The sequence below is a fragment of the Psychrobacter sp. Pi2-1 genome (assembly GCF_904846645.1).
Lineage (GTDB): Bacteria > Pseudomonadota > Gammaproteobacteria > Pseudomonadales > Moraxellaceae > Psychrobacter.
In genome coordinates this window covers 61,884-81,639 of record NZ_CAJHBO010000002.1, presented here as the reverse complement: position 1 = coordinate 81,639, position 19,756 = coordinate 61,884, and the positions used below count along the sequence as shown (strand labels likewise).

Annotated in this window: 17 protein-coding genes and 2 tRNA genes; 14 read left to right on the top strand and 5 right to left on the bottom strand. The window is 41.6% G+C overall.

Features of this window, described 5'->3' with window-relative positions; genetic code table 11:
- Positions 1-136: 136 nt before the first annotated feature.
- A complete protein-coding gene (gene recN / locus JMX91_RS02375) occupies positions 137-1,816 on the bottom strand; it encodes a DNA repair protein RecN (protein WP_201547509.1) in 1,680 nt (559 codons plus the stop codon).
- A gap of 765 nt (positions 1,817-2,581) precedes the next feature.
- On the opposite strand from recN, the gene JMX91_RS02370 reads away from it, so the two are divergent.
- Together JMX91_RS02370 and rlmB are read left to right on the top strand one after the other, a co-directional pair.
- Positions 2,582-2,917 (top strand): pyrimidine/purine nucleoside phosphorylase, encoded by a 336-nt coding sequence (locus JMX91_RS02370; RefSeq protein ID WP_057757729.1) that lies wholly within the window; start codon positions 2,582-2,584, stop codon positions 2,915-2,917.
- Positions 2,918-3,141: 224 nt separating this feature from the next.
- Positions 3,142-3,912: a 23S rRNA (guanosine(2251)-2'-O)-methyltransferase RlmB gene (rlmB, locus tag JMX91_RS02365; RefSeq protein WP_102078746.1), complete on the top strand. Its 771-nt coding sequence runs from the start codon at positions 3,142-3,144 to the stop codon at positions 3,910-3,912.
- On the opposite strand, the gene coaE is transcribed toward rlmB, so the two are convergent.
- From coaE to pilB, 4 genes are all read right to left on the bottom strand, one after another.
- The gene (coaE, locus tag JMX91_RS02360) at positions 3,875-4,561 is read right to left on the bottom strand and encodes a dephospho-CoA kinase (RefSeq protein WP_201547508.1); all 687 of its coding nucleotides are present in this window, start codon (positions 4,559-4,561) and stop codon (positions 3,875-3,877) included. The two genes, rlmB and coaE, sit on opposite strands and share 38 nt — an antisense overlap.
- A gap of 126 nt (positions 4,562-4,687) precedes the next feature.
- Complete coding sequence (locus tag JMX91_RS02355; protein ID WP_201547594.1) at positions 4,688-5,587, bottom strand: prepilin peptidase; 900 nt, start codon at positions 5,585-5,587, stop codon at positions 4,688-4,690.
- A 7-nt stretch (positions 5,588-5,594) separates the two neighbouring features.
- Positions 5,595-6,818, bottom strand: coding sequence for a type II secretion system F family protein (locus JMX91_RS02350; RefSeq protein ID WP_201547507.1), 1,224 nt, complete (start codon positions 6,816-6,818; stop codon positions 5,595-5,597).
- A 220-nt stretch (positions 6,819-7,038) separates the two neighbouring features.
- Complete coding sequence (pilB, locus tag JMX91_RS02345; RefSeq protein ID WP_201547506.1) at positions 7,039-8,745, bottom strand: type IV-A pilus assembly ATPase PilB; 1,707 nt, start codon at positions 8,743-8,745, stop codon at positions 7,039-7,041.
- A 384-nt stretch (positions 8,746-9,129) separates the two neighbouring features.
- Here pilB and tpiA point away from each other — a divergent pair, with 384 nt between their 5' ends.
- The 12 genes from tpiA to JMX91_RS02285 all read left to right on the top strand — a co-directional run bounded on the left by tpiA (position 9,130) and on the right by JMX91_RS02285 (position 19,503).
- Positions 9,130-9,942, top strand: coding sequence for a triose-phosphate isomerase (tpiA, locus tag JMX91_RS02340; protein WP_201547505.1), 813 nt, complete (start codon positions 9,130-9,132; stop codon positions 9,940-9,942).
- A gap of 214 nt (positions 9,943-10,156) precedes the next feature.
- Positions 10,157-10,465, top strand: coding sequence for a preprotein translocase subunit SecG (gene secG / locus JMX91_RS02335; protein WP_021814138.1), 309 nt, complete (start codon positions 10,157-10,159; stop codon positions 10,463-10,465).
- Between the two features lie 141 nt (positions 10,466-10,606).
- Positions 10,607-10,690 (top strand) — tRNA-Leu (locus JMX91_RS02330).
- Positions 10,691-10,813: 123 nt separating this feature from the next.
- Positions 10,814-10,890, top strand: a tRNA-Met gene (locus JMX91_RS02325).
- Positions 10,891-11,339: 449 nt separating this feature from the next.
- Positions 11,340-11,840, top strand: a complete 501-nt coding sequence (gene rimP, locus JMX91_RS02320) for a ribosome maturation factor RimP (protein ID WP_057757748.1) — start codon at positions 11,340-11,342, stop codon at positions 11,838-11,840.
- A 135-nt stretch (positions 11,841-11,975) separates the two neighbouring features.
- Positions 11,976-13,460, top strand: coding sequence for a transcription termination factor NusA (gene nusA / locus JMX91_RS02315; protein ID WP_057757751.1), 1,485 nt, complete (start codon positions 11,976-11,978; stop codon positions 13,458-13,460).
- Between the two features lie 148 nt (positions 13,461-13,608).
- Complete coding sequence (gene infB, locus JMX91_RS02310) at positions 13,609-16,335, top strand: translation initiation factor IF-2 (RefSeq protein WP_201547504.1); 2,727 nt, start codon at positions 13,609-13,611, stop codon at positions 16,333-16,335.
- A 201-nt stretch (positions 16,336-16,536) separates the two neighbouring features.
- Positions 16,537-16,926: a ribosome-binding factor A gene (locus JMX91_RS02305; protein WP_201547503.1), complete on the top strand. Its 390-nt coding sequence runs from the start codon at positions 16,537-16,539 to the stop codon at positions 16,924-16,926.
- Positions 16,927-16,935: 9 nt separating this feature from the next.
- A complete protein-coding gene (gene truB, locus JMX91_RS02300) occupies positions 16,936-18,030 on the top strand; it encodes a tRNA pseudouridine(55) synthase TruB (RefSeq protein WP_201547502.1) in 1,095 nt (364 codons plus the stop codon).
- Positions 18,031-18,429: 399 nt separating this feature from the next.
- Positions 18,430-18,954 carry a type 1 glutamine amidotransferase domain-containing protein gene (locus JMX91_RS02295; protein WP_201547501.1) on the top strand — a complete coding sequence of 175 codons (525 nt, stop codon included), beginning with the start codon at positions 18,430-18,432 and terminating at the stop codon, positions 18,952-18,954.
- A 97-nt stretch (positions 18,955-19,051) separates the two neighbouring features.
- Positions 19,052-19,213 carry a hypothetical protein gene (locus tag JMX91_RS02290; RefSeq protein WP_185156577.1) on the top strand — a complete coding sequence of 54 codons (162 nt, stop codon included), beginning with the start codon at positions 19,052-19,054 and terminating at the stop codon, positions 19,211-19,213.
- Between the two features lie 113 nt (positions 19,214-19,326).
- The gene (locus JMX91_RS02285) at positions 19,327-19,503 is read left to right on the top strand and encodes a hypothetical protein (protein WP_201547500.1); all 177 of its coding nucleotides are present in this window, start codon (positions 19,327-19,329) and stop codon (positions 19,501-19,503) included.
- Positions 19,504-19,756: the final 253 nt, after the last annotated feature.

Here is a 19,756-nt window from a genome sequence, read left to right as displayed (position 1 = left end):
AAAGACCACTATATGGTGATAATCAATAGAAAAGCAAGATTCGCACTAATTGCCACTGACCATCATGTAGACTCAAATAACCATCCGTTTTAATGAAAACGAATAATTATTTAACGTTAGATAGGTCAGATAAGCGTTACTTAACATCGGATAATAAGCTGCGAGCATGATCGCGCGTGACATCAGTGATAATGACACCACCAGACATACGCGCCAACTCGTCTACTTGCGCACTGTTGGTCAGTATGAGTAGCTCGCTTTCGGTCTGTTCTTGATGGTGCTTTTGTACCAAGATATGTTGATGCGCTTGCGCTGCGACTTGCGCTTGGTGTGTGATGGCCAGTAATTGCTGTGTTTGCCCAAGCGAGCGTAGCAGTTCGCCAACCACTTGCGCAGTACCGCCACTGATACCGACATCGACCTCATCAAATACCAGCATAGGCTTGGCAGCATTATTATCGGCATTGGTCGCTTGTAAGACTTGCATCACGAGCGCCATACGTGACAGTTCACCACCTGAAGCGATTTTGTGTAGGGGCTGCATTGGCATACCGACATTGGCGCTGAATAATAAATCAATATCGAAACAACCTTGGGCATTGTACTGACTAGGTTCGGCTTTTTTGGTAAAGACAAATTCACAGCGAGCATTGGGTAGCGCAAGCGGTTGTAGTTGTTTGATGAGTTGCTTACTAATTATCGGAGCAGCTTTTGTGCGCTCTTTATTTAACTGTGTGGCCAGAGCGAGATAGTCTTGCCAAGCCTGCTCAATTTGTGCTGCCATTGCATTACTGCTTGGCTCGTTCTCTAGCTGCTCTAATTGCGCTTCCCAGCCTTTTGCTTCATCAATTAAATCACTGGCGGGCAAGCTATGCTTACGTGACAAACGATGTCCTAAGCTGATTAAATTGTCTAGTGTTTGCAAACGTTCAGGATCAGGTAGCTGCTGTTCGGCGTAATCTGATAGTAGGGCAGTCACTTCAGTGATTTGCTGTTGTGCTAGATGGAGCTGTTCAGAAGCTTGTTCAAACGTTTGACTGACGCCTACTTGGTTGTCACAGAGTTTAATCGCTTGTCCGAGCAAGGTCATGACGTCTGGCTCATCGGTATCATTGTCGAGCAAATGCAGACCATGACTGGCCTCTTGCATTAAGGCTTCAATATTGGAGAGCTCTTCATGTTCAGATTCAACTTCTGCGTAATCCACAGCCAATAACGGCGCAATATCTGCCAATTGACTCTGCAACAACTGAATACGATCTTGACGCTGGGCTTCGCGACTTGCGATGTCGTCCGCGCGACGTTTTAGCTGCTGATAGGCTTGATAGCTACTGGCAGTTTGGATGGCTAGCGGTGTTATCTGTGCCATCTCATCAAGCCATTGCACCACAAATTGCGGCTTGAGCAATGCTTGCTGAGCATGTTGGCTATGTATATTGACCAATAAAGTGCCTAAACTCTTTAGCTCCGCTAAGCTAACTGGTGAACCATTTAGCCATGCTTTTGAGCGGCCAGTATTGCTTAATTGTCGACGAATAAGTAATTCAGGCTCTTCTAGCGGTCGATCATTTTTGGTAAACCACTCAGCGACGACGCTGTTATTTTCTACATCAAATTGAGCGTAGATATCTGCATGCGCGGCTCCATGCCTGACCATCGCACTGTCTGCTCGCTCACCGACACACAGTGATAGGGCATCTAGCAATAACGACTTGCCAGCACCTGTTTCACCAGTGATGACATTAAAACCTTCAGCCACGCTCAGCTCATGCTGAGCAATCAACGCAAACTGATGTAAAGTTAACGATACTAGCATCAACGCCTCTCAGGACAGACAATGGACATCATATAAATTTTAGGAAGCCATCTATAAATAGGGTAAATAAGGAAGTGAAAATATCTGTTTAAACTTGCTAATTAGATAAATATTGTAGGCAAATAGTATGGTGTTAAATGTGCGTAAATACAAACTTTAAGACGAGATATAACAGAATTTATTATTGGGAGATTACCATAAAACTATTAAAAACTGACAATAAATCATCAACATAATCCTTATAATATTAATCGTTAGAGTAATTAGATATCTAAAAATAAGCATAGTATGCAAAGAAGTATTTTGACTGATAATGATAAAAATATATCTAAGTTAGTGGCCTAGCATCCGCCTAGAAAAATACCAAATGAATATTAAACGAACGGGTAGATACTTGCCATTAAATAGAATTTTCCTAGTCGCTTTAACAAACTTTATAGATATAATGTGGTAGCATAATCTCACATAATGATAAACTCTTCTTATGAGTCTGATGCGCGATGCAACCTAATAACGAGTCATAATTTCGTAAAATTGTAGGCGTATAGTGGTAAAAAACATGCCACTCGATCATTATTCAAAAGCGTTTTCATAGAACCTGTGGCTACCTTTAGCGCGCAGATATCTACTATAGAGGGATAAAGTATCTAAAGCAGGCGTGTTTGCTTACTGGTCGCGTATTTGAAGTCCAGTGCAACTCTGTCGGTACTTTAATCCGTTACTTATTTTTTAGTTTTGCCATAATTATTTGATAAGGAAGCCACTATGACAGCGGCGCAATTTACTAACGTAACAGTTAATGCCCAAGCGACAGTATCTTATGATGGTCGCTGCTCAAGCCATACCATTATGTTTGAGGATGGTCGTCATAAAACGCTAGGCGTGATCTTACCTTGTGACAACTTGGTTGAGCATTATCACTTTAGCACCAATACCTCTGAGCGTATCGAAATTACCAGTGGTGAGTGTGAAGTAAAGATCAATGGTGATGATGAATTCAGCTACTACCGTGCAGGTCAGTCATTTGTCGTTGAAGGCAATAGCGGTTTTAACCTACGTACTGAAGAGATTGTTCAATATGTCTGTCATCTAGAGGGCTGATATTATTAATAGGGCGCTTGAGCTTTATTATTCTAACGCCTGTTCTATCACATATTAGTATTTCGAGAAAATAAACAATATCGGATTGGTATTGTTTATTTCTTTTTTTGACGTTTGGTTTACTGTTCTCTCATCATCAATGGGTCATGACACGTAAAATCTACGTTATCTTCTTTTATCCCGTCGCCTAGTGCGATATCCACTTTATATTTAGTAGGCCTATTATGGCAAAACCCATTTATTTTTACGGCATCCATGCCATTGATGCATTACTTGAACATCGTCCTCTTGATGGTCTTAGTTTGTTTGTGCAGCAAGGGCGTGAGAGTGACAGTCATGTACAAGCTATCATGGCCGAAGCGGAAGCAAACGGCATTAGTATTCAACCAACCCAAAAAGACAAGCTAACGCAATTATGTGGCAGTCCGCAGCATCAAGGCGTGGTGCTCAATGCTCGTCCGTTAGGCTTCGCTGATGAAGGTTTGCTTGATACTATTATTGGTCGTGAGCAATGCTTGTTATTGGTACTAGATCAAATCACAGATGCACATAACTTTGGCGCTTGCCTACGTACCGCCGTGGCTATGGGTGTGGATGCAGTGGTTTGTCCAAAACACCATGCAGCGAGTCTGACGCCAACAGTGGCTAAAGTATCAGTTGGCGCAGCAGAGATGATGCCGATTGTCAGCGTTACGAACTTAGCACGCACGTTGTCGCAAATCAAAAATGCAGGCGTTTTTGTATTTGGTACGGCACTTAGTGAAGAGGCTAAGCCAATACATGCCGCTGACCTAACTGGCAAGACCGCTATCATTATGGGTTCAGAAGGAGAGGGTATGCGTCGCCTGACAATGGAGAGCTGTGATGAGTTGGTTTATATTCCAATGTCAGGAAACGAGCATGGTAATCTACAGAGCCTAAATGTGAGTGTTGCTACTGGCATGGCGTTGTATGAGGTTAATCGCCAGCGAACTTTAGCTGCTGGGCAAGCGTAAGATACTCTTGGTGCAAGGGTTCTAACTGTAGATATAGAGAGGCAAGGTCGCTCTCATTGAGTATGACATTGTCTGCATGACGATTACGCTCTTCACGACTCAGCTGATTGGTCATAATGGCCTTAATCTTTTGTATGCTTTGATCATCACGCTGACTGGCACGCGCAAGCTGCGTGTCTTCGGTCGCATCCATGACCAAAATACGTTGACATAAATTGGCCAGTCCTGCTTCTGCCGCCTCTATAAGTAGGGGCGCAGACAAGATTATATACGGTGAAGTACTAGCATCTAGCTGTGCTTTTGCTGTCTCACGTATCGCTGGATGAGTAATAGCCTCAAGCTCAATCAGCGCTTCAGGATTTGCAAATACGTGTGTACGTACAGCAGCCCTATCCATAACACCATCATCCGTCAGTATCCAATCACCAAATTTTTTCTGGATTTTCTGCAGAGTGACGCTACCTTTAGCGACAGTCTCATGGGCGATCACGTCTGCATCGATAATATCGATCCCTTGCTCAGCAAACCAAGCACTAGCGGCAGATTTGCCACTACCGATCCCACCCGTCAAACCAACCACGAGCGTCTTGTTTTTTGGTTGCGTGGTTTGTGGTTGGTGTGAATAAGAGTGAGATGTGTTTTTTGACATAATAATAGCTTATCTAACAGATAGAACAATGAATGCAGCTTTAAACTCATAACCGGCCTTTTAAGGCTTTAATTATGAGTCACTGCCGGAAATTTCCTACAATAATCTAGTGTACGCTGTCAGCTATTAGACATACATACCGAGATACCAGCTGACGATATCTGAGCCGTATAATAAGGCAACGATACCTGCTATAGCGATATAAGGCCCAAAAGCAAAAGGTCGACTTTCACCCTGTTTTTTCATCAAGATCAATCCAACGATAGAGCCAAGTAAAGACGATAGTAGGATGATTAAGGGTAACATCATAGGCCCAAGCCAAGCACCTAATACTGCTAATAGTTTAAAATCCCCTTGGCCCATTCCATGTTTTTTAGTGATTAAATAGAATACCTTGACTACTATCCATAGCGATAAAAACCCAAGTAGTAATCCCCATATTGATTGTGTTGGTGAGACGAACCAGCTTTGTGAGTTTACCGCCAATCCTAAGCCTGCCAAAGGAAAAGTTAGACGATCAGGTAGTAGCTGTGTGTCAAAGTCGATACCTGTTAACGCCACTAGTGTCCATACTAAAACCAATGCGGACAAGCCTGTAGTACTTACCCCAAACTTATATATTACTAATACGGACAGGAGGGCGGTTACTAGCTCAACGAGAGGATAACGTAGACCGATAGCCGCTTTGCAGCTTGAACAGCGTCCGCGTAATAATAGCCAGCTTATTAAAGGAATATTTTCATACCACTTAATTTTATGTGCGCAATGAGGGCAGCGTGAAGCAGGTCGACTTAAAGTAATTGGTTGGTCAGTAGCGACAATATTTGCTATGGGTAGCGTATGCTCGCGTGGTATATCAGCCTGTTCAGACATAAACTGGCTACACTCTTGTCTCCAACCATACAACATCATCAGCGGTATGCGATGAATCACAACATTTAGAAAACTGCCAACACAAAGACCTAATAGGCCAAATACGAATAAAGCTAGGGTACTGTTCTCTTGTAATAACTGCATAAATTGCATCAAATCATTATCCTACTACTGCGCCCATTTGGAAGATTGGCAAGTACATTGCAATGACTAGGCCACCAACTAATACACCTAAAACTGCCATAATCATTGGCTCCATCAAGCTGGTTAAACCATCAACCGCATTATCAACTTCGTTTTCGTAGTAGACAGCGACTTTATCTAGCATCTCTTCTAAGCTCCCAGACTCTTCGCCAATACCAACCATTTGAATAACTAAGCTCGGGAATAAATTGGTGGAGCGTATGGAAAACTGTAATTGCTGGCCAGTAGATACGTCATTTTTGATCTGTTGAGTTGCATTGTAAAATACAACATTATTAGTCGCACCGGCAGTAGAGTCTAGGGCATCGATAAGTGGAACACCAGCAGCAAAAGTTGTAGATAGTGTACGAGAGAAACGTGCAATAATCGCTTGATAGGCGATGTTGCCAAATATGGGAGCTTTTAAGACAGCACGGTCTAAAAAGTCACGAAATTTCTTAGATCGTTTTTTAGCTTCTGAGAAGCCAACGATTGCACCGCCGATAGCAATAATAAGGATAAACCACCATGCCTGCATCCATTCGGACATGCCAACAACCATCTGTGTAAAGGCAGGCAGCTCTGCGCCAAATGATTCAAATAGATCGGAGAATACAGGTACTACTTTTATCAGTAGAATCATAGTAACAATGATAGCAACCACGATAACGGCAATAGGATACTTCATTGCTTTTTTGATTTTTACTTTTAGTAGCTCACTCTTTTCTTTGTAAGTAGCGACTCGTTCAAGCATCGTCTCAAGTGCACCCGATTGTTCGCCAGATTCGACGAGTGAACAGAATAAATCATCAAAATAGCGAGGATGTTTGCGCAAAGAAGAAGCAAAGGTACCACCGGCTTCAATATCTGCTTTTATTTTCAATACTAAGTCTTTCATACTCGGATTATCGAGAGAGTCGGCGACAATTTCAAAAGACTGAGTTAACGGTACACCTGCTTTCATCATTGTTGCTAATTGCCGAGCAAAAATAGCAATATCAATGGCTTTAATAGCTTTTTTGAAAGTATAAAGTGGCTTTGGTTTTTTCTTGATCCCTTTAACCGTGATACCTTGTTTACGCAGGGTTGCCTTCGCCAGCTCTAAGCTACGACTAGTAGTTTCGCCCTTAACTTTCTGTCCGCGTCGATTCACACCGTCGTAAACAAAATCTAACAACATATCGGTCTTAGCTTTTGCCATGTTACTACCCTCAAAATTGTCCAATATAAATTGTAAATTTACAATAGAATACCAGACTTAGGATACCAGTCAGGCATACTTTATTTTAGCGTAAAAAACCAGTGGCTATCTGTTTTATTTTTAAAGACATACGATAAGGAACGTTGCTAGTTTATCACTCTTATAATAACTAAAAGTCAATATGCTAAGACATAAATTACGTGTTCTATGATTTTACTTATTATTCAGAAGTCACTCGCATCATTTCCTGAATACTTGTGACACCTTGCAACACTTTTAAAATCCCAGAACGTCGCAAGTCGCGGAAACCATTTTTGATGGCAGCATCTTTGATATCTATTGCGTTACCATCTTCCATGATAATGCGTGAAATATCAGGGCTGACTTTCATCACCTCATAGATACCTACACGGCCTTTATAACCTTCACGGCATTCATTACAGCCGACTGGTTCATAAATGACATTATCAGTGTTATCTAAATCAGTATCGGTAAAACCAATCTCTAACAAGCTTTGACGCGGGATGTTAATAGGTTTTTTGCAGTTCTTGCAGAGACGTCGTGCCAAACGTTGAGCAATGACTAGGTTAACCGACGTGGCAATATTAAAGGAGGCGACGCCCATATTGCGTAGGCGCGTTAATGTTTCAGGTGCCGAGTTAGTATGCAAAGTAGAAAGAACCATATGACCTGTTTGCGCCGCTTTAATCGCAATCTCAGCAGTCTCAAGGTCACGAATCTCACCGACCATGACAATATCAGGATCTTGACGTAAAAAAGACTTTAGCGCATTGGCAAATGTTAGACCAACTTTGGCATTAACATTGACTTGGTTAATCCCTTCAAGGTTAATTTCGACTGGATCTTCAGCCGTTGAGATATTGGTTGCGCCAGTATTCAAGATGTTGATACCAGTGTAAAGTGATACTGTCTTACCAGAACCAGTAGGACCAGTGATAAGCAACATGCCTTGTGGTTTGTGTAATGCCTCTAAAAACATTTCCTGTTGATCTGGTTCATACCCCAATGCATCAATACCTAACATGGCTGACGATGGATCAAGGATACGCAAAACAAGCTTTTCACCGAATAACGTCGGTAATGAGTTTACCCGGAAATCAATCGCTTTATTTTTAGAAATTTTTAGTTTAATACGCCCATCTTGTGGTACCCGACGTTCTGAGATATCCATCTGAGACATGACCTTTAAGCGTGCTGCAATTTTATTCGCAAGTTGAACTGGTGGATTAGCCATTTTTTGCATGACGCCATCGACACGAAATCGTACTCTGAAAGATTTTTCGTATGGCTCAAAATGTAAATCAGAAGCACCCATACGGATAGCATCGACTAGCATTTTATTGACGAACTTTACAACAGGTGCTTCGTCGATACCATCATCAAGCTTGGTCTCGTTTTCTTCCTGCCCATCATCGAAGTCGACATTTAAATCACTATTAGAAAAGCTATCAAAGCTCTGCATCGTATCTGCGTATGCACTTTCAATACGCTTTTTGAGCTTGTTTTCTTCGACAACAATGGTTTCTATCGACAGACGAGAATTAAAGGCAATCGCATCAATAGCATCAACGCGTGTGGGATCACTTAGTGCGACAAATAGACGTTGTCCTCGTTTAAAGAGTGGTAACGCATTAAACTTACGAACGATTTTCTCATCAACCAAGTCTTTTGGAATAACATCAACATTTAATGCATCAAGATCGAATAGAGGGTCGCCGAAAGCTTGGGATAGCATTTGGGCAAGTTGATAAGCATCGGCCAATTTATTGTCTACTAGATAAGGTACCAGTCCTATTTGCTGCTGCTGCGACTCAATCTGTGCCGTCTTCATGTTCGCTTCGCTAACGACACCGTCGCTAATCAGTTGCTGCGCTAGACCACCGTACTTACTGGTTGCGATAGACATTTTAACCTCTCCTTTGATACAAAATATTCTGTAAAACTGCTTGGTATTACACGTTATATGCTTGTTGTTTTCAGTTGATAACTCGCTATAACTATATTGCTTTGTTTATCTTATCTACCTGCGTATCTATATATATAGCTAGCAATAATATTTGATTTTATACATTCTGTAGTATAGAACTTTACTTTAGTTTGAAAAATTTATATATACCATTAGGCGACTAGCTCGTAAAAATAATGGTCTATTGATGCACTATCTATAGATAAGTTTACAGAAGTGATTCTGCTCATGGTGGCACGCTACTATAGCACTTACGAATTATTTGTTATACTGACGCGCATATTAGCCGAATTGGCATGAATACATGAGACAAGGTAAATAAGTATGCAAGCTTGGGTAATTGGCAATTGGAAACAGAATCCTGCGACTAACAGTGCTGTCAATGCACTATTGGACGACTTATTGACGAAAGTTAATACTGAAGAACAAGCCAACTCTCAGACATCAAAAAACCGCTGTAAATTAATGGTAGCGCCCAGTTGTGTTCATTTAAGTACAGTGAGTACGCGTCTAGCAGATAGCTCAATACTTTGTGCAGCACAGGACGTTAGTACCTATAGTGCAAGTACAGGAGCCTATACTGGTGACTGCTCAGCCCAACAGGTAGCAGATGCAGGTGCTACTTGGACGCTACTTGGCCACTCTGAGCGTCGTCAATATCACAAAGAGTCTCATGATTGCCTGATAAGCAAATTGTCTCATGCGTTTTCCCAGAACTTAGGCGTGGTGTTTTGCATCGGCGAAACACAAGAGCAGTATGACAATAGTCAAACACTCGACGTTATCAATGAGCAACTCTCGGTTATTAAAGACTTACTGACTCAGCAGCCAGATTTAGCATCATCGTTATCTGAACAGCTGCTCGTCGCTTACGAACCTGTATGGGCCATTGGTACAGGTAAAGTACCTACTGTGGCAGAAGTGAGTAAGACTCATCAGTACATCAAACAAACGGTTGCAAGCTTTGCTGATATAACAGATACGATTACCGTGCTGTATGGCGGTAGTGTTAATGCTGATAATGCCAATAGCTTTGCTTCTGACGCTATGATTGATGGCGCATTAGTAGGCGGTGCTTCATTAAAAGCAGAGAGCTTTCTAGCGATTGCCGATGCCTTTAACCAAGCCAATGCTTAAATGAATAAATAACGCTCAGATATCAAGATCATAGCTTATAGACAGTATGCTTTTACCAGTTAGTAAAAGTAGGTTTAACACTGCCCTTGCAATCGTGTACAATGCGCCTTATTTATATAGTCGATTTGGCATTTGATCATGCCGATTGTCTTTCTATTAACCTTACGTTTTATTTTCCGTTATCAGTCGTCATTACGCGGCAAAAGAGGCCACCATGTTTACGTTTATATTAGCCCTGCATATTATTGTGGCCATTGCCATGATCGGCTTGATTCTGATACAGCATGGTAAAGGGGCAGACGCTGGAGCTTCTTTTGGTGCTGGTTCATCAGGTACCGTGTTTGGCGCAGCAGGAACTGCTAACTTTTTGACGCGTGCTACGGCAGTACTAACGGTCATATTTTTTATTACGAGTATGACACTTGCTGTTCATGCGCGTAAGCAAGCAGAAGATCAGTTTCGTCTAGATGCGCCAGTTTCAGCACCGCAAACGCCGCGTCCATTGACTCAAAATCCTGAGTAAGCCTCTTTTAAGTAGGCAGCGCTTGCTATTTTGGTAGGTTAGATTTACAATGCTTTCCTGTTTTCGCAACTCCTGTTCTATAGATGCCTACCTTAAGCATCATTGATTATAGATTGGATGATAGAGACAGAGCAGTACAATGCGATTGTGGTGGAATGGTAGACACGCCATCTTGAGGGGGTGGTGGCGAAAGCTGTGGGGGTTCAAGTCCCCCCAATCGCACCAAGTTTTACAGACGCAGCATAGCGTTAGGTTAGATTTTTAGCAGGTAATACTTATTTTATAATTAATTTAAAAAAAGTATTGACACTTCTACAAAACCTCCCTATAATATGCGTTCTAGATTGATGCGGGGTGGAGCAGTCTGGTAGCTCGTCGGGCTCATAACCCGAAGGTCGTTGGTTCAAATCCAGCCCCCGCTACCACTTTTTATACTGATGTTTTGTACACTAAATTTGTCAGTACCGATTAGCCCACCATTATGTTTGTGGGTTTTTTTGTATCTGAAGGTCAGTGTTATCGCGGTATCTATCCTACTTATGCTAAGCTCTAAGTCTATAGAGTACGATATTACTCGTCACTGGTCATCATCGGCCGCTACCGGCACGATGCTTCTTAAGCAACACTATCTTTTATTCCTCATACTTTTATCGATAGTAGTGCTTTATAAATAATAAAAGCATTGTTTGGCCGAGCTTGATGTTTTTTACGCTCGTCCCTATATAAATGCACAATACGTATCATATATTTGTGATTTAAAATTATATACTGACCGTGATTCTTATCATAAGATTGTTATATATAGATAAGAGTTCATCTTTAATACGGTTTACTAAGTACGATAGATAAGTGAATAGGAAAATACCAAGAGATTATGAAGCTTTCGACTAAAGTTGCAGAACTGACTAATATTATTGCCCCTGCCGTGGCCGCTTGTGATGTGTCATTATGGGGTATCGAGTTTGCGCCACAAGGTCGTCGCTCTTTACTACGTATCTATATTGAGGCATTGCCAGAAGAGCAAGCCCAAGATAAGCAAGTAACGATTGAAGATTGCGCGGCAGTAAATCACCAAGTAAGCGGTATCTTGGAAGTTCATGATCCTATCGCTGGTGAGTATATCTTAGAAGTATCTTCACCTGGTTTTGACCGTGCGTTTTTCTCAGATGAGCAAATGCATGCGTATGTTGGTCAAACTGTGAGCTTGCGTCTGATTCAAGCCATCGGTACAGGCGATCAAAAACGTCGTAAAGCCACAGGTACTTTAGATAGTATTGATGAAAACTCTTTAAAACTGACGTCAAGTGATGGCGAGCAGTTTGAGATTGCACTAAGTAATATTGATAAAGCCAATTTGATTTATGAAGATGCCTAGATTCTTACTAGGGTAACTGTTTATAGATAGACAGTTTTATCTTCCAATAGCTTATGTGGCTTATAGCAACTATATAATAGCAGCACCCAAATTATAAAATTTAAGTCAATTAAAAAATGATAGGACAGGTATAGCATGAGTCGTGAAATCTTAACGGTAGTAGAAACTGTCAGTAATGAAAAGGGCTTAAATCCTGAAGATATCTTTGAAGCAATTGAAGACGCTTTGGTGGTATCGACTAAGAAAAAAGTATATACCGAGCAGCCAGAAGTGGCTGTACGGGTAGCAATCGACCGTGCAACTGGCGATTACGATACTTATCGTTACTGGACAGTGGTTGCAGATGAAGACCATGAAATGCCAGCTTGTCAGCTTGCTATCACCGATCTTGATCAAGAAGAATGGTCAATTGGTGATATTAAAGAAGAGCAAATTGAATCAATCGAATTTGGTCGTATCGCTGCCACTCAAGCCAAACAGGTCATCATCCAAAAGATTCGTGAAGCTGAGCGTGCACTAGTTGCAGATGCTTTCGAGCCGCGTGTTGGTGAGATGATGTATGGCGAAGTCAAAAAACAGACTCGTGATGGCTATATCATTGATTTGGGTGACAATGCTGAAGGTTATTTGTCACGTGATCAAATGTTGCCACGCGAACAACTCCGTGCAAAGTCGCGTATCAACGCTATCTTGTATCATGTGAACCGTGAAAACCGTGGTGCACAGTTATTGTTATCCCGCACACATCCTGAAATGTTATCAGCATTGATGCAAAAAGAAGTGCCTGAGATCGCAGAACAAATTATCGAAATTCGTAACGTCGCTCGTCTGCCAGGTACTCGTGCTAAAATAGCCGTGAAGACCAACGATCATCGTATTGATCCAGTTGGTGCCTGTATTGGTATGCGTGGTACACGTATCCAAGCAGTACAGCAAGAGTTAGACGGTGAGCGTATTGATGTGGTGGTATGGTCAGATGATCCTGCCCAGTTCATCATCAGCTCTCTAGAGCCTGCTGACGTAAGCAGTATCATTTTAGATGAAGATACGCAAACGGCAGATATTATCTTTAGCACCAATGATCAATTGGCGCGTGCTATTGGCTCACAAGGTCAAAACGTACGTCTAGCGTCTGAGTTGACGGGCTATAAGCTGAATATGATGCTCGAAGAAGAATATCAGCAACGTCAACAAAACGAATCAAAAGCGTTTATTGAATTATTCTATGAGCGCCTAGAAGTAGATAAAGATTTAGCACAAGCATTGGTTGATATTGGTTTTACCAGTATCGAAGAAGTGGCCTATGTACCAGTTGAGACTTTCTATGATATCGAAGGTCTAGACGATGAAGCGATTGATATGATTCAAGAGCGTGCTAAAGAAGTTGTCATCGCTGATGAACTGGTCAAACAACAGAACATGAAAGAGCCAAGTCAAGAGCTTCAAGAGCTTGAAGGTATGACAGTCAGTTGGGCTTATAAAATGGCGCAAAAAGACATCATTACTGTTGATGATTTGGCAGAACAAGCCGTCTTCGATCTAGAAGATATCGAAGGATTAGACTCTGAAACTGCAGGAAAACTCATCATGAAAGCTCGGGAATCTTGGTTCGATGAATAAGCGGTAACTGCATATCGCTGTCTTTTGGTGATATGCTATTGAGAATAAAGCGCTGATATCTATTTATAAGTATCAGCCTTAACCCAATCATTTGTAGCCAACAACTGAATTGAACATATAGCAAATAATAGACAGTAGGTGATAATAAATGGCAGATAAGACCGTCAAAGAACTGGCAGAAATGGTAGGCAAAACTACAGATGCTGTAAAGCAGCAATTAGTAGATGCTGGCCTGCCTGCTCGCGCAGAGGATGACCTAGTCACCGAGCTTGAGCAAGAAAAGCTGGTGACGTATTTAAAACAAAGTCATGGTCAACAAGAAAAGCGTCGTATTAGTCTTAAATCTAAGACGACCAGTACTGCACGTGTGACCGGCTCTTCTGGTAAATCTAAGAGCGTCAATGTAGAAGTGCGTAAAAAGAAAGTATTCGAAAAGCCTGATCCAGAAAAGATGGCTGAAGAGCTAGCCGCTCGTGAGCAGGCTCTGGTTGAGTCTCAAGAACGTGCAGCAAAAGAAGCTGAAGAACGCGCCGCTACTAAGAAAAAAGCGGAAGAGCGTCAAGCAGCAACGCTAGCAGCAATGCGCGCAAGCTTAGGCTCTAGCAAAAAATCAGACGACAAAAACGATGATATTTCTACATCAGTTGTCGTCAAAAAAGGCGGTAAAGCGACGGCTGAAGTTAAGCCTAAAGAACAGCCGAAGAAGAAAGTTGCTGCAACTAAGCCTAAAGTTGAAACCGCTGCTGAACGTAAAGCTCGCGAGACTCGTGAGAAAGAAGAAGCGCGTCTGCGTGAAATCGAATTAGAAACCCGCCGCACACAAGCTGAAGAAGCGCAAAAGCGTACACTTGAGCAAATGCGCAAAATGGCTGGTAAATATACAGACCGTGAGCCTGTTACTGAAGTACGTAAAGATGAGCCATTGGCTGAAGGTTTGGTCGGTGATGCATTAGAAGAGTCTTTTGAAAAAGAGCGTCGCGAAATCAAACGCGGTTCGAATAGTACTGGTACTCGTGGTCGTCGTCGTAAGAACCAAGATGAGCGCGAAATCAAAAACCGCAAAAACGGTTTGCGTTCAACTCAGGCGTCACAGCATAAGTTTGAAAAACCTGTTGAAAAAATCGTCTATGATGTCGAGATTAGTGAGCAAATTTCAGTTGCCGATCTTGCGCAGCGCATGGCAGTTAAAGCTCGCGAAGTAACCAAATTACTTATGAAAATGGGTGAAATGGCTCGTGAGTCAGATACGATTGATCAAGCAACCGCAAGCTTGCTTGTTGAAGAAATGGGCCACAACCCAGTACCAGTTAGTGATACTAAAGTTGAAGATGACTTACAGTACGCAGTTGATGAGCGTAGCAGCAACATCCAGACTCGTCCACCAGTAGTGACTATCATGGGTCACGTCGATCATGGTAAGACCTCACTACTAGACAAGATTCGTGAAACGAAAGTTGCCAATGGCGAAGCGGGCGGCATTACACAGCATATCGGTGCTTATCATGTAAAAACTGATCGCGGTGTTATTACTTTCCTTGATACTCCAGGTCACGCAGCGTTTAGCGCAATGCGTTCACGTGGTGCTCAAGCGACTGATATCGTTGTATTGGTGGTTGCAGCTGATGATGGCATGATGCCACAAACAGCAGAAGCAATCGATCATGCACGTGCAGCTGGTACGCCGATCATTGTTGCTATCAACAAAATGGATAAGCCAGGTGCTGATCCTGACCGTGTTCTTAATGAATTAACGACGAAAGAAGTTGTTTCAGAAGAATGGGGCGGCGATACACCAATGGCTCGTATCTCAGCCAAAACAGGCGAAGGTATCGAAGACCTACTAGAATTCATTAGCTTACAAGCTGAGCTAATGGAATTAGAAGCGCCACTAGACGGTGCTGCTCAGGGTGTGGTTATTGAGTCAAGACTTGAAAAAGGTCGTGGTCCTGTCGTTAGTGTCCTAGTGAAAAAAGGTACATTGAAACAAGGTGACTTGGTTCTAGCTGGTGAGCACTATGGTAAAGTTCGCGCATTGACTGACGAGCATGGCCAACGTATCAAGTCAGCTGGTCCTTCTATCCCTGTAGAGATTTTAGGTCTGCCTGAAACACCTGCTGCTGGTAGCGAATTCCTAGTGGTAACGGATGAGAAAAAAGCTCGTGAAGTTGCGGACTTTAGAACCAACCGTGAGCGTGAGCGTCAACTTGAGCGTCAAAATGCGATGCGTTTAGAAAGCATGTTTGACCAGATGGGCCAAGGCGATGTGTCATTCTTGAATATTGTACTAAAAACAGACGTACGTGGTTCACTTGAGGCACTACTAGCCGCCCTAAACGAATTGTCTACTGACGAAGTAAAAGTCAGAGTGATCAGTTCAGGCGTTGGTCCTATCTCTGAGTCTGACGTAACCCTTGCAGAATCGAGTGAAGCGGTACTATTAGGATTCAACGTTCGTGCAGATGCTACCGCACGCCGTAAAGCAGATACTGCTAATATGGATATTCGCTACTATAGCGTAATCTATGGTTTGATCGATGATGTAAAATCAGCAATGAGCGGTATGCTTGCTCCTGAACATCGCGAGAAAATCCTTGGTGTTGCAGACGTTCGTGAAGTATTCCGTTCTAGTAAGTTCGGTGCTGCTGCTGGTTGTATGGTGGTCGAAGGTACAATCTATCGCAACAAACCTATCCGCGTATTGCGTGATGACCAAGTTATCTTTACTGGTCAATTGCAATCATTGCGTCGTTACAAAGAAGACGTTAATGAAGTACGTACTGGTATGGAATGTGGTCTGGCCGTTCGTGGCTATGATGTTGAAGCTGGCGATAAGATCGAAGTCTTTGAAATCCAAGAGTTCGCACGTACTATCTAAAGCTGCTGTTCGATAGTAGAGTATGTATTAATGCAATATGCGTAATCCGCTGAGCTATTTAGATATTTTGCTAATATTCAGCTGTACTTAGGCCTAACAGGTACATCCTGCTAGGCCTTTTTTAGCACATATCAGTGCAACATCTATTAATCAGCAGACTTATACAGTAATAAAATAAGCCCATTAAAGTAAGGTAACAACATGAACCAACGTTTACAAAGATTGTCGGATCAGATTCAGCGTGAGCTTGCTGTTCTTATTCGCGATGAAGTTAATGACCCTCGTCTAACAGGTTTTGTCACTATATCTAGTGTCAAAGTTAGCCCAGATTTAGGCTATGCGGACGTCTATGTCACTATCATGGAGCCTGAGCTCAATGATGCTATGAACAAGACCAATCACGAAGAAAGCGTCAAAGTACTGAACAAAGCAGCAGGGTTTTTGCGTACTGAGCTGAGCCATAGCCTAAAAACACGTACTACGCCGCGCCTACGTTTTCATTATGATGAAGTAACTGCTCGTGGTAACTACATGATGGACTTGATTAGCAAGGCCGTGACTAAAACTGAGCAAAACGAGAATGACGAGTAAATTATTATTATGTCTATAGCGTCTAAGCAACCTGATAAAAAAGCCAGCAAAGCACCTGAAAGAGTAAAAGTTTCAGGTGTTATCTTGGTGGACAAACCCAAAGGTATGACCTCGCAGCAAGTTGTGTCAAAAGTGAAGTATTTATTTAAATCACCGATACACGATAGTAAAAAGGCTGGGCATACAGGGACGCTTGATCCGATGGCAACTGGCCTGTTGCCTATTTGCTTGGGTGAAGCCACCAAGTTTAGCCATTATCAACTGGATGCTGATAAATCTTACCAAGCGACTATCTTGCTAGGTAGTCAAACCGATACTGGTGATGCTGATGGCCAAATCGTAACGCAGGCTTCTATTCCAGTATTTGATGAAGACTCATTAGCGACTATTGCACAGCAGTTTTTGGGTGCTCAGCAGCAGATACCACCGATGTATTCAGCGCTAAAAAAAGACGGTAAAAAACTGTATGAATATGCTCGCGCTGGCATTGAGGTTGATAGACCGCCTAGAGATATCACGATTAAAGCAATCAATCTACAGATGATAGATGATACCCAGATTAATCTAACGGTTACTTGTACTAAAGGTACTTACGTACGTGTATTAGCGGAAGACATTGCAAAGCAGCTAGGTACGCTAGGACATTTGACGGCATTACGTCGTACACAAGTAGGGAACTTCAGCATTGATGATGCTATTGCTTTATCATTATTAGAAGAGCATAGTTTAGAGGAGCGTCAGTCTTGGCTGCTGCCTATCGATGCTTGTATTGATATTGATGCTGAACTGACGTTGACAGAGGAACAATGCGCCCGTGTACATATGGGGCAGCGCCTAAACGTATTTGATGAGCTGACAGGTAAGCTCAAAGATTATGTTGCTAATATGGTTTCTAACCAGCTGTCTAATGATAGTTCTGTCGGTATTGATGGTGACGCTAGTACCAATGGTAAAGCTGATACTGGACTTGATGATGCGCCTCAGCTCCTAGAGCACGAAATACCAGTTGATATACGTCTACTCAATGAGCAGGGAGAGTTTCTTGGTTTGGGGTCTGTGAGCTTAAACGGACGTTTACAACCTAAGAAATTGATTCAGCGCTAATAGTAACGTTTTCACCAATGTTACTTAAATAGAGAAACTACCACCTAATGCTGGCCTGATTTACTAATAGTTTACACTAATCACATACCGTCACATTTTATTGCAGGTTTCGCCTATGGTGAAACCTGTTTTTTTTGTACTCTAGATTCATCAGATAAGGAATGCTGAGCTAAAAAATAAAATGGATAAATATTATAAAAATAAAAAATTGCTATGAAGCAAATAATTAAAATAATAGACAATTAGAAATAGCTAATTAAAAGTAAAATCAATGCAGAAAGGATGCATTTGAATAAAAATAAAATAGTTCAAAGGAAAATGTACTACCGAATAATAACAAAACTAATTTATAAAAATATACTGACTCACAAAAACTAATAGATAAGAATAAGGAAAGTTATGAAAACGATCGCTTTTTTACTACATAACCACTTCGAACAAGCAGAGTATGAAGACGTCAATAGTCAGCTAAAAGACAAAGGCTATAAAACACTTCTCATAACAACAAACGATAAAAAAGAAGTGCAGGCCATGCAGCAAGACGTAGATAAGAGTGATACTTTTACTGCCGATATCTTTGCAGAAGATGCCAACGTCTCTGACTATGATGCATTGGTTTTACCAGGCGGTACTGTCAACGCAGATAATATTCGTGGTAATGAAAAGGCTCATCAAATTATCAATGCTATTAATGAAGCAGGAAAGCCATTAGCTGTTATTTGCCATGCTCCTTGGGTTCTCATCAATACAGGTATTGCTAAAGGCAAGACCCTTACCGCTTATCCTACATTGCAACTAGATTTAGAAAATGCTGGAGCAAACTACGTAGATAAGACAGTACAAGTAGATGGTAATCTTATTACTTCGCGTAACCCAGACGATATACCCAATTTTGTTGATGCCATAGATAAAGCATTATCTTAGAGTTTTGACTTCTAACTAAACAAATCTAATTACCTAAGTACTATTAAATTTCAACTCTGTATAACTAACATGTATAACCATAACTAAGGAAGATACTATGTCAAATTCTAATCCAAACGATACTAAACTTGAGCAACAACGTTCTGATTCAGCAGAAGCAGCGCTTAAAAGTCAAACTGAAGACAATCATAGTGAAAACAGCGAAGCAGCAGCAGAACGTATCGCAGCTAATTTAGAAAACGCGAAAGAAGACAAGTAAGTTTTTAATATGCCATCTGTAATAGGTGGCATTGATATGTTTATAGTTTGCACGTCTTATGATCGATGAGTGCAACTACAGTTAGTCCACAAAATAATAATTCAGGAGCTAATATGAGTAATTCACCGAACAATATGGACGAGCAAGAAAAAGAGATTGAAAAGCTTGCAGAAGAAATCAATCCACGTGAGCATGCTGTCCCAGACAGCCTAGCGGAATTGACTACTGCTGCGCCTCTTGAAGACGATGAACTAGGCGGCAATGCGACAGAGTCTGACGTTAGTAAGTAGCCTAGGTAGGCACTTAATAGATAGTTATCTATTAAATACTAGTTATTAGAAATTAAATGTCGCTTTACAAGTATTATGAAAAACTGCTGCTAGTTCAGCAGTTTTTTGTTATAATTACTCCCACATTTAAATTAGGTTTTGAATGAAGTACTGTCATTAGCCCATTACTTTGATTAAGTAGTGCTATAGCTAACTACAATGTACGATTCAAAACATACTAAATGGTTGTTAACTGAGCTTGTCGTACACTAGG

Bases quoted from the DNA above. Each gene is read 5' to 3' on its own strand.
- pilB (WP_201547506.1), bottom strand. From the start codon at position 8,745: ATGTCTATCGCAACCAGTAAGTACGGTGGTCTAGCGCAGCAACTGATT.
- JMX91_RS02305 (WP_201547503.1), top strand. From the start codon at position 16,537: ATGAACCAACGTTTACAAAGATTGTCGGATCAGATTCAGCGTGAGCTT.
- infB (WP_201547504.1), top strand. From the start codon at position 13,609: ATGGCAGATAAGACCGTCAAAGAACTGGCAGAAATGGTAGGCAAAACT.
- secG (WP_021814138.1), top strand. From the start codon at position 10,157: ATGTTTACGTTTATATTAGCCCTGCATATTATTGTGGCCATTGCCATG.
- rlmB (WP_102078746.1), top strand. From the start codon at position 3,142: ATGGCAAAACCCATTTATTTTTACGGCATCCATGCCATTGATGCATTA.
- JMX91_RS02355 (WP_201547594.1), bottom strand. From the start codon at position 5,587: ATGCAATTTATGCAGTTATTACAAGAGAACAGTACCCTAGCTTTATTC.
- JMX91_RS02295 (WP_201547501.1), top strand. From the start codon at position 18,430: ATGAAAACGATCGCTTTTTTACTACATAACCACTTCGAACAAGCAGAG.
- JMX91_RS02350 (WP_201547507.1), bottom strand. From the start codon at position 6,818: ATGGCAAAAGCTAAGACCGATATGTTGTTAGATTTTGTTTACGACGGT.
- recN (WP_201547509.1), bottom strand. From the start codon at position 1,816: ATGCTAGTATCGTTAACTTTACATCAGTTTGCGTTGATTGCTCAGCAT.
- tpiA (WP_201547505.1), top strand. From the start codon at position 9,130: ATGCAAGCTTGGGTAATTGGCAATTGGAAACAGAATCCTGCGACTAAC.
- truB (WP_201547502.1), top strand. From the start codon at position 16,936: ATGTCTATAGCGTCTAAGCAACCTGATAAAAAAGCCAGCAAAGCACCT.
- coaE (WP_201547508.1), bottom strand. From the start codon at position 4,561: ATGTCAAAAAACACATCTCACTCTTATTCACACCAACCACAAACCACG.
- nusA (WP_057757751.1), top strand. From the start codon at position 11,976: ATGAGTCGTGAAATCTTAACGGTAGTAGAAACTGTCAGTAATGAAAAG.
- JMX91_RS02290 (WP_185156577.1), top strand. From the start codon at position 19,052: ATGTCAAATTCTAATCCAAACGATACTAAACTTGAGCAACAACGTTCT.
- JMX91_RS02285 (WP_201547500.1), top strand. From the start codon at position 19,327: ATGAGTAATTCACCGAACAATATGGACGAGCAAGAAAAAGAGATTGAA.
- JMX91_RS02370 (WP_057757729.1), top strand. From the start codon at position 2,582: ATGACAGCGGCGCAATTTACTAACGTAACAGTTAATGCCCAAGCGACA.
- rimP (WP_057757748.1), top strand. From the start codon at position 11,340: ATGAAGCTTTCGACTAAAGTTGCAGAACTGACTAATATTATTGCCCCT.